The organism is Promineifilum sp. (SeqCode) (genome assembly GCF_041918635.1).
In the GTDB taxonomy this organism is placed as follows: domain Bacteria; phylum Chloroflexota; class Anaerolineae; order Promineifilales; family Promineifilaceae; genus Promineifilum.
The window spans coordinates 18473-27470 of record NZ_JAYRVJ010000699.1 but is presented as its reverse complement, the minus strand read 5'-3'; the positions used below and the strand labels follow the sequence as shown (position 1 = coordinate 27470).

The following is an 8998-nucleotide window of genomic DNA, read 5'->3' as shown; positions in this document are numbered from 1 at the left end:
GATCCGGATGTAGGGGAAGGGGCCGTGCAGCGCCTTCACGTAATCGGGGCCGACGGCCGAACCGGGGAACAGCTTGACCACGTCGGAGCCCAGGCAGTGGGCCTGGTAAACCTCCGTTGGCGTCAGCGCGCCCATCATCACTGGTAGCCCGGTGGCGACCATGGCCCGGCCCAGCGCCTCATCGGTGATGGGGCTGACCAGGTAGCGCGCCCCGGCCTCCTGCGCCTCGACGGCCTGAGCTGGGTCAGTCAGTGTGCCCATACCTAACAGGATGCTGTCCCCCATCGCCCGATCCAGCGCCCGCACCACGTCGGGCGCGTTGGGCGTGGTGTAGGTGATCTCGATGCCGGTGACGCCCCCGGCCACCAGCGCCTCCACCATGCGCACCGTCAGCTCCGGCGACGGCCCGCGAATGACGGCGACGAGGCCGAGGGCGTGTAAGCGGTTTAGTGTCTCTTGTTTGTTCATAGCTTGCTCGATGCAGGGGAGCGGGGGAGCCGGGGGGCGGGGGAGAAAGAGCCGATTAAGGCAGCGTCTCTTTCACCCCTGCGCCCCTGCACCCCTGCTCCCCCGCGCTTTTTCAACCCTCTAGACAACACGGTAAACAGGCTCCTCGCCGCGCAGGACGGCCAGACAGTCGGACAGCGCCATGCGGCCCATCATCGTCGTCGCGCCGTCGGTGTGGGCTCCCATGTGGGGCGTGGCGATGACGTTCGGCAGCGCCAGCAGCGGGTGGCCGGCCGGCGGCGGCTCGACGGCGAAGGCGTCCAGCGCCGCGCCGCGCAGTTGGCCCGACGTCAGCGCCTTATACAGCGCCGCCTCGTCCACCAGTTCGCCCCGCGCCGAGTTCACCAGGCTGGCCCCCGGTTTCAACCGCGCCAGGAAATCCGCGTCGATCAGCCCGCGCGTTTCCGGCAGCAGCGGCGCGTGGAGCGAGACGAAGTCGCTCTCGGCCGCCAGCGTCGCCAGGTCAACCAGCGTCACGCCCAGCGCGGCGGCCGTTGCCGGGTCGGCCAACGGGTCAACGGCCAGCAACCGGCAGCCGAAGCCGCCCAGCCGCCTGGCCGTGGCCCGGCCGATGGCCCCCAGCCCGATCAGCCCCACCGTCCTGCCCTCTAGCGACAGTCCAGACGTGCGCGGCCAGCCGCCGGCCCGCGTCGCCGCCGCCGCGCCGAGCACGGGTCGGGCCAGCAACAGCAGCAGGGTCACCGTCAGTTCGGCCACGGCCCCGGCGTTGGCCCCGGGCGTGTTCGTCACGACAATCCCGCGGGCCTGCGCCGCCGCCAGGTCTACGTTGTTCACGCCGACGCCGTAGCGGGCGATGACACGCAATGCGCCGGCCGCGGCCAGCGCGTTGGCGTCAATGGCGTCCAGCCCGGCGATGTAGCCGTCCACCCCCGGCAGCCGCGCCGCCAGTTGCGCCGACGATAGTGGTTTGCCTGTCTCGTTATAGGTGACCCGGCCGACCAACGCTTCCAGCTCCGTCATCAGCGCGGCGTCATGCTGCCCATACGACGTGGGCGTAACCAGGATGTGACAGTCGTGTAACGGTTTGAGCATGTCCCTGCGCTTACCTTGCCCACCGCGGGTTGTCAATGATCGCCGGCGATCCTGCCCGCTCGACCAGCAGCTTGCGGAAGCCCTGCTGCTCAATCGTTCCATAGTCGTGGCCGGCGTGGCCGGGGTAGGCGAAGAAGGTGATCAGGTCTTCGTCGCCGGTGTTGACGGAACGGTGGGCCCAGCGCGGCGGCACGTAGAGTACCCGCCCGGGCACCAGCGTCTCCACAGCCCACTCTCCCTCTGGCGTCTCCATGACCATCGCCCCTTGTCCATGCAGGCAATAGTAAATCTCGGCCGTCTCCAGCACCGTGTGGAAGTGGCCCTTGGTCATGTAATACTCCTCGCCCACCTTGCCGGGGTGAACGATGGAGATGCCGTGTAGCAATTCCCCGGCCACGTGGGGGCGATTAAGCTCGTAGACCTCATAGAGCGGCGCGTCCCCCTCGGCCAGCAGCGCCTCATAGGCAGCCTGGTCAAGGTACTGCCCGCGCATGGCCGACAGCGTGCGCCGGATGTGGTTGTCATAGTGTGACGGTCGGAAGCCCGGCGCGTCCAACTCGAACGTGAAGGGAAGATCGCTCATCATCAAACCTCAATCCCAATCAGGAGCCGGAAGCTTGGCCCCTGGTCTCTAATTCACTGCCAGCCTGGCGGCGATATGGCCGCCCAACAGCCCGCCTATCGTCGCCGCCGGCAACCCCATGTCGGTCAGCCGCGCGCCTATGATCGTGAAGATGCCCAACAACCCCGGCCCGCCGCCCAACTCCGCCCACAGGCCGGGGTCGGCCATATCGGTCGCCAGGGCCACGCTGCCGGCCAGCCCCGCGCCGGCCATCTGGCCGATCAGTGGCCAGACGCCTCGCTCCGGGTCATACTTGGGCCGGAAGAAGGTGTCATACTCCAGCAGCACGCCGGCCCGCGCCAGCTCGCGATGCAGCCCGAAGTCCGGTCGCTTGTCCACGTGGCAGAACACTAGCCGCTCCGGGGCCACGCCCTGCGCGATGAAGGTGTCCAGAAATGCCTCCACCGCCGCGCCGCGCTCGGTGTGCATCTCGATGGCGTAGCCCGTCTCGCGGGCCACGGCCGCCGCCGCAGCAAACAGCGCCTGTGGCGACGCCGCCAGGCTCGCTTCGGCGGCGATCTTGATCACGCCCGGCCGGATCGCCGGCGTCTCGCCAGCCTCTCCCACCGCGCCAGAGGCCGGCGGCCCGCTGGCGATCTGGTTGGTACGCGTCTCGATCAGTCCGTGGCGAATCTCATCACGGAACACGTCAGCCGCCGCTTCGGCACTCAGGTTGAACAGCGGCGCGTCCGGCGGATAGTAGAGGCGGCGATGGAAGCCGGTGGCAGCCACTACGTGCACGCCCGACCGCTCTGACAGCCGCCGCAACGCCCGGCCGTCGCGCCCGCAGCCACCCGGCTGGCAATCCACGATCGCTCCACCCCCGGCCGCGCGAAAGGTGGCCAGTTCCCGCGCCACGCCATCTTCGTCGGTTAACACCGGCGCGTCGGCGGCCCCGCCCGCTACCCGACTGATGTACAAGTGGCTGTGCGCGTCCGTCACGCCCAACTCACCTACCGGGACAGGGCCAAGCACGGTCATCACCTTTCCAGTAGACATAACCCGCCAGTCATGGACCAGGAATTGCCTTCCTCTCGACGACGCAATTCCTAATTCCTAATTCCTAATTCCTAATTCATAATTCATAATTTCTACGGAATGAGCGTCACCCGCAAATTTCGCCCGTCGGCCGCCGCGGCGAAGGCCGCGTTGGCCTCGGCCAGCGGAAACGCGGCTGTGATCAGCGGCGCGAGGTCTAGCCGTCCGCTGTTGACGATCTCGGCCGCGCGCAGGCAGTCATAGGTGCTGCACGCCGTCGTGCCGGTGACGATCAACTCCTTGTAATGAACCGTGTTGCTGTTAAAGCGAATGTAAGGATCGTCCTTCGCCAGCCCGCCGAAGTAGTTGATCCGGCCGCCCACCGCCGCCAGGTCAAGCGCCTGCTCTTGCAGCGCCTTCACCGGCGCGGCGGTGATGACCACGTCCGCGCCGCGCCCGCCGCTCTCATCGGCTATGACTGCGGCCAGGTCTTCGCTTCGCGGGTCAACGGCCCGATCGGCCCCCAGCGCCAACGCCTGGGCGCGCCGCCCGGCGGCCGGCTCGCTGACGATGACCCGCGTCGCGCCGCGCAGCCGGGCCAGCATGACGTGCAGCACGCCGATCGGCCCCGCGCCCATCACCAGGGCCACGTCGCCCGCGCCCACCCCGATCTTGTTCTGGCCGCGCCAGACGCAGGCCAGCGGCTCGATGAGCGCCGCCACGGCCGGATCGACCCCCTCGGCCACGGGCATCAGGTTGCCCTGGCGGATGGCAGCCGCAGGCACACGCATGTACTCGGCAAATGCGCCGTCCATCGTGATACCAATCGCCTCAAAGTGTGGGTCGAGGTTGTTGTTGCCGCTGATCGTTTCGCGGCTGTCGCCCCGGCCCATGTTGGGGGCCACAAAGTAGCGACCGCCGAGCGGATAGCCGGCCAGGCGCTCGCCCACGGCAACGACCTCGCCGACCACCTCATGTCCGGGGATGCGGGCCACGCCGGGCGGAAAGTGCCGGTGGCCGCCATGCAAAATGCGCAAGTCCGTGCCGCAGATGTTGGCCCGCAGCACCCGCAGCAGCGCCTCATCCGGCCCGATGGCCGGCGCCGGCACGCGCTCCACCCGCAAATCCTCCGGGCCGTGGTAGACGGCGGCTAACATCGTGTCGTTCACGCTCACTACCCCATGATCTCCTGCAAGTATACCGGCCGTTCTTCCAGGAACGACCGCGTCCCTGCCAGCACCATCGCCACCGCCCAGCGGCCATCCGCGCCGGTCACCTGCGGCGGACGCTCGGCCAGGATGCAGGCCACAAAGTGCTCCAGTTCGCGGATGTAGCCCCAGCGGAAGCGATCCGGCCAGCGGCGGAAAATGGGCGTCACCAATCCGTGGTCGCGGTCGACGCAGACCACGATGGACTCGCCCTTCATCTCGCCGATCTGCATGATGCCCTTCTTGCCGATGATCTCCACCCGGCTGTCATAGCCGTAGTCGCAGGGGCAGACGCCGGAGATGTGACCCAGCGCGCCCGACTCGAACTTGACCGTGGCGAGCATATTGTCGTAGAAGTGCTCCGTCGTCACGCCGCGCTCCGCCCCCTTGAAGTTGGCCACCTCGACGTACATGCGCCGCGGGTTGGAGGCCATCAGCCAGCGCAGCGTATCCAGATCGTGGCTGTTCACCTCGGCCAGATTGCCATTGGAGGTTTTCAGGTCGGTGGCCCAGGGTGGCGGCAGGCCGGGGCCGTGGGTCAGCGACTTGATCATCATCGGCTCGCCGATCTCGCCCCCCTGGATACGCTCCCAGGCGGCGGCGAAGTCGGGGTCAAAGCGGCGCATGAAACCTATCTGCAACAGGACGCCGTGGCGCTCCACCGCGGCCAGGATGTCGTCGCACTCGGCCAGCGACAGGGCCATCGGCTTCTCCAGGAAGACGTGCTTGCCCCGCGCGGCAGCCAGCACGGCCAGATCGCGATGGGTCGGGGTGGGCGTGGTGATGATCACCGCCTCGAACGCCGTCCCGTCCAGCGCTTCCTCCAGCGAGGCGTAGCGCCGCTCGATCCCGAACTGATCGCCCGTCGCGTCCAGGATGGATCGCACCGGATCGACCAGGGCCACGACCTCGCCGCCGGGCACGTGCCGGCGCAGCGTGCTGGAGTGGAGCTTCCCCACCCGTCCCGCGCCGATCATGCAGATGCGTACATTCGCCATACTTTCTCCCTGGGTTCGTTTCGTTAGGTGCAACCCATTTCAGAAAGTGGATCGCACCTGCGTGCAGAACGGCGATAAATCGCCTGACTACGAACCGACAAATAGTTGCTCTAACTGCTCCTGCAATCGCACGTACCGCTCCACCAACGGCTCGTACGCGGCGTGGCGCTCAGCCGAGGGCCGGATGGGCGGGCCGGCGGGGCGGGCGTGCTCGGTCGCCGTCGCCGCCAGGTCGTCGAACAGACCGGCCGCTTTCCCGGCAATCATCGCGCTGCCCCACGTGCCGAACTCGCTCCGGCCGAGGCGCTGGTAGGGCATGCCCAACACGTCGGCCTTGATGCCGTTCCAGGCGTCCGAGCGCGCCCCGCCGCCCACGGCCCGCGCCTCGGTCAGTTCCAGGTTGGGGATGTACTCGCGCAAGATGCGCAGGTAGTAGGCGTATTCATAGGCGATGCTCTCCAGCACGGCGCGGAAAAAGTGAGATCGCGTGTGACTCCAGGAGAAACCTAGCCATGCGCCGCGCATCTCCGGCGTCGCCGGGCAAATGCGCCCGCCCAAATGGGGGCTGAAGAACAGCCCCTCCGCCCCAGGAGGCACGCCGGCGGCTTCGGCGATCATCTGCTCATACATGTCATCTGACCGCCGGCCGCTGTCCGCCGACCGCGAGCCGTCGTTGTCAAAGAACTGATCCTTGAACCACCGCAACGCCTGCCCGCCGCCGGCGATGTAGGCCAATGGATTCCAAAGGCCGGGGATGACCGAACGCATCGTCAGCAATGCCCGGTGGCGGGTGTCGGCCACAAAGCGGTCGGTGCAGCCGGCCAGCACCGAGGCCGTCCCGGCCACGTCGAACACCTGCCCCGGCCGCACGATGCCCGCGCCCAGGGCGTTGGCCGCTGTATCGCCGCAGCCGGCGGCGATGGGCGTGCCGGGGGCCAACGCGAAGTCGCGCGCCGCTGCCTCGTTCACCTCGCCGATGACCCGCCACGGCTCGACGATCTCCGGCAGCACGTCCATCGGCACGCCCAGCGTATCACAAATGGCCGCGCTCCACGCCCCGGCCCGGTTGTCGGCCAGCCCGGAGAAGTGGATGAAGGTGTAGTCCATGAAGGCTCGATCGGCCGGCAGCCCGGCCATCTTGCCCGCCACGCAGGCTGAAGGCGTGACGAATTTAGCCACCCGGCCGTAGTCGTCGGGTCGCTCGTTCTGCCACCACAGGATTTTGGGGCCGTGGTCACACGTCGGGGCGCAACCGGTCAGCTGGGTAATCAGCTCGGCGTGATGCTCGTTCAGGTAGGCGATGTACGGCTGGCAGCGCATGTCGAGCCAGGAGTCGAAGCGGATGGCCGGCTCGTACTTCTCATCGATGGCCCCAATGCCGGCCATCTGGCTGTCGAAAGCGATGGCCGCCACGTGGCGCGGGTCAACGCCGCTCTGGCGCACACAGCGGCCGACCGTCTCAGCCGCGGTGCGATAGAAGTCGTCGTTCTCCTGCTCCACGACGCCCGGCGACGGGTAGTAGAGCGGCACGTCAGCCGCCGCCTCCGCCACCAGCGTCCCATCTGGCCGGTAGAGCGCCGCTTTCGTGCTGCTCGTCCCCAGGTCTACACCGATGAGGTACTGTGGTTGTGCCATTACTTGCTTCGATAAGTCAGCCGTCTGTCGGCAGGGGTGCAGGGGAGCAGAGGCGCAGGGGGAAAAGGGCTGCTAACTGACGGTCTCTTTTCACCCCTGCTCCCCCGCACCCCCGCTCCCCTGCTCTGTTTAAAGCAGCTTTGACAGGTACTCGAAGCTGCGAATCCCCTGCTCAATCGTCCCGCACTCGACACTGAGGACGATGTCCTTGTCGCGCGCCACGGGCTTGAGCAGCGCGATGACGCGCGGCCAATCGACTACGCCGTCGCCGCAGGCGCAGCCCACCGGCGTGCCCGTCACCTTGCCTCGTTCGGCTTCGCCCTGCTCCAGGCTGATATCCTTGGCGTGGACGTGCACCAGCCGGTCCAGCACCCGCTCCAGCCACTCATACGGGTCGCTGCCGCCCGCCAAATAGCTATTGCCCGTGTCGTAGTTGATGCCAATGGCCGGCGACTGCACCAGGTGATAGATGCTGTCTAACCCATCGGGCGTCTTGCTATATTGCTGATGAGGCTCCAGACCAATCTTGATGCCGTGCCGCTCGGCCACTCGCGCGGCTTCGGTCAGCGTATAGGTCATCAGGGTGTAGTCCTGTTCCTTCGTTGTCCAGAGCGGCTTTGGCCCCTCATCAGTGTTGACCACCGGCGCGCCGGCGTCGGCCGCCCAACGAATGGCCTGCTTCAGGTACTCGACACTGATCTCCGGCTTGCACAGCGGCGTATGGGCTGACAGGCCGGAGAACTTGATGCCCGCGCTCTCAGCCACCTCGCGCGCCCACAGCGGATCGTCGTACATGGAGACGGAGTGGAAGTAGCGGGCCTCGCTCAGCAGTTCGCGCCCCAGGTGAACCATCGGTTCGACGTACTCGTAGCCGATCTCGGCCGCCTTCCGCACGCCATACTCAAACGGCTTATCGTGATGGCGAACGAATTCCATGTTGATGCCCAGTTTAATCGCCATAACACTCTCCAGTTAGGGGCTAGGGGTTAGGGACTAGGGAAGAGGATTCTTCCCTAGCCCCTAGTCCCTAGAACCTAGCCCCTGATCCGCTCATTCGTTTCGTCTACCAGCTGCCTCACCCACCCCAGGCTCTTCTCGATCATCGGGCCGCCCTGGCCCTCGCACTCGATGCTGACGATGCCGTCATAGCCGATGGCAGCCAGGATGTCGAAGCAGCGGCGAATGTTGTCAACGTTGACGCCGTCGCCGATGGCGGTCTGGCTGACGGCGATGCCCGTCAACTCGCCGCGCATGGCCGCCGCCAGTGAGTGGCTGACGTCCTTCACGTGCACGTGGCTGACCCGGCGCTTGAAGCGTTCCAGGAAGGCCACCGGGTCTTGCCCGGCGATGAAGGTGTTGCCGGTGTCCATATTCATGCGCAAGAGCGGCGTGTCGAAGAAGTTCAACATCCGCTCCATGAACTCCGGCTTGGTGGTGTAATAGCCGTGTGGCTCAATATTGATGATCACGTTGTAGCGCGCCGCCACGTCCAGCACATTGCCGTAGATGCGCTTCATCCGCTCCAGCACCGCTTCGTCGGTCTCGCCGGCCGGTTTGTGCATGTGGTCGGTCGTGTCGATGTGATCGCAACCCGCCAGATAGGCCCAGCGGATAGAATTGGTGATGTAGGTCTCGCCCAGCGCCGGCGCGTTGGGCAAGGACAGGGGGTAGGCCGCGTCCAGTTGCGAGAAGCGCACGCCATAGCGGGCCATCTTCTCGCGCAGAGCCAGCGGGTCTTCCCAGAGCGAGACGTGAGGCTGATAGCCCAACCCGTGGAGCCAGCTCACGCCATCAATCGTGCCGCACTCGATGTAGTGGACATCGTTGCGCTGCGCCCACTCGAGGCACTGCTCAAAGTTCCAATAGGCGCTGTTGAAGGCGTCGGTGTGAAAGCCAATTTCGATCATGCTCCGCTCCCTGGGGAAGTTGATAGTTGATAGTTGTTAGTGGCAAGCGATCACACGACTAATCGACTGACCCACTGGCCTACTGACAAC

At 66.4% G+C, this 8998-nt stretch carries 9 protein-coding genes; all 9 read right to left on the bottom strand.

Annotated features, from left to right (window positions below):
- A partial coding sequence (locus tag ACE3UY_RS20530) for a bifunctional 4-hydroxy-2-oxoglutarate aldolase/2-dehydro-3-deoxy-phosphogluconate aldolase (protein WP_374689345.1) occupies nucleotides 1–468 on the bottom strand: 468 nt, incomplete at its 3' end.
- 120 nt (nucleotides 469–588) lie between these two features.
- On the bottom strand, nucleotides 589–1560 hold the full coding sequence (locus ACE3UY_RS20525; protein WP_374689344.1) for a phosphoglycerate dehydrogenase: 972 nt from the start codon (nucleotides 1558–1560) through the stop codon (nucleotides 589–591).
- 10 nt (nucleotides 1561–1570) lie between these two features.
- The gene (locus tag ACE3UY_RS20520) at nucleotides 1571–2146 is read right to left on the bottom strand and encodes a glucose-6-phosphate isomerase family protein (RefSeq protein ID WP_374689343.1); all 576 of its coding nucleotides are present in this window, start codon (nucleotides 2144–2146) and stop codon (nucleotides 1571–1573) included.
- Between the two features lie 45 nt (nucleotides 2147–2191).
- Entirely contained in the window at nucleotides 2192–3163 is a 972-nt protein-coding gene (locus tag ACE3UY_RS20515; RefSeq protein ID WP_374689342.1) for a hypothetical protein, read from the bottom strand.
- A 110-nt stretch (nucleotides 3164–3273) separates the two neighbouring features.
- Nucleotides 3274–4335, bottom strand: a complete 1062-nt coding sequence (locus ACE3UY_RS20510) for a zinc-binding dehydrogenase (RefSeq protein WP_374689341.1) — start codon at nucleotides 4333–4335, stop codon at nucleotides 3274–3276.
- On the bottom strand, nucleotides 4335–5366 hold the full coding sequence (locus tag ACE3UY_RS20505) for a Gfo/Idh/MocA family oxidoreductase (protein WP_374689340.1): 1032 nt from the start codon (nucleotides 5364–5366) through the stop codon (nucleotides 4335–4337). Before ACE3UY_RS20505 ends, ACE3UY_RS20510 begins: the two co-directional genes overlap by 1 nt.
- An 87-nt stretch (nucleotides 5367–5453) precedes the next feature.
- Entirely contained in the window at nucleotides 5454–7001 is a 1548-nt protein-coding gene (locus tag ACE3UY_RS20500) for an FGGY-family carbohydrate kinase (protein WP_374689339.1), read from the bottom strand.
- A 129-nt stretch (nucleotides 7002–7130) separates the two neighbouring features.
- On the bottom strand, nucleotides 7131–7961 hold the full coding sequence (locus ACE3UY_RS20495; protein ID WP_374689338.1) for a sugar phosphate isomerase/epimerase family protein: 831 nt from the start codon (nucleotides 7959–7961) through the stop codon (nucleotides 7131–7133).
- Between the two features lie 74 nt (nucleotides 7962–8035).
- The gene (locus tag ACE3UY_RS20490; RefSeq protein WP_374689337.1) at nucleotides 8036–8908 is read right to left on the bottom strand and encodes a sugar phosphate isomerase/epimerase family protein; all 873 of its coding nucleotides are present in this window, start codon (nucleotides 8906–8908) and stop codon (nucleotides 8036–8038) included.
- Nucleotides 8909–8998: the final 90 nt, after the last annotated feature.

What these genes read in the sequence shown, in the direction of transcription:
- ACE3UY_RS20525 (WP_374689344.1), bottom strand. Translation starts at nt 1,560, where the DNA reads ATGCTCAAACCGTTACACGACTGTCACATCCTGGTTACGCCCACGTCG.
- ACE3UY_RS20520 (WP_374689343.1), bottom strand. Translation starts at nt 2,146, where the DNA reads ATGATGAGCGATCTTCCCTTCACGTTCGAGTTGGACGCGCCGGGCTTC.
- ACE3UY_RS20515 (WP_374689342.1), bottom strand. Translation starts at nt 3,163, where the DNA reads ATGACCGTGCTTGGCCCTGTCCCGGTAGGTGAGTTGGGCGTGACGGAC.
- ACE3UY_RS20505 (WP_374689340.1), bottom strand. Translation starts at nt 5,366, where the DNA reads ATGGCGAATGTACGCATCTGCATGATCGGCGCGGGACGGGTGGGGAAG.
- ACE3UY_RS20500 (WP_374689339.1), bottom strand. Translation starts at nt 7,001, where the DNA reads ATGGCACAACCACAGTACCTCATCGGTGTAGACCTGGGGACGAGCAGC.
- ACE3UY_RS20495 (WP_374689338.1), bottom strand. Translation starts at nt 7,961, where the DNA reads ATGGCGATTAAACTGGGCATCAACATGGAATTCGTTCGCCATCACGAT.
- ACE3UY_RS20490 (WP_374689337.1), bottom strand. Translation starts at nt 8,908, where the DNA reads ATGATCGAAATTGGCTTTCACACCGACGCCTTCAACAGCGCCTATTGG.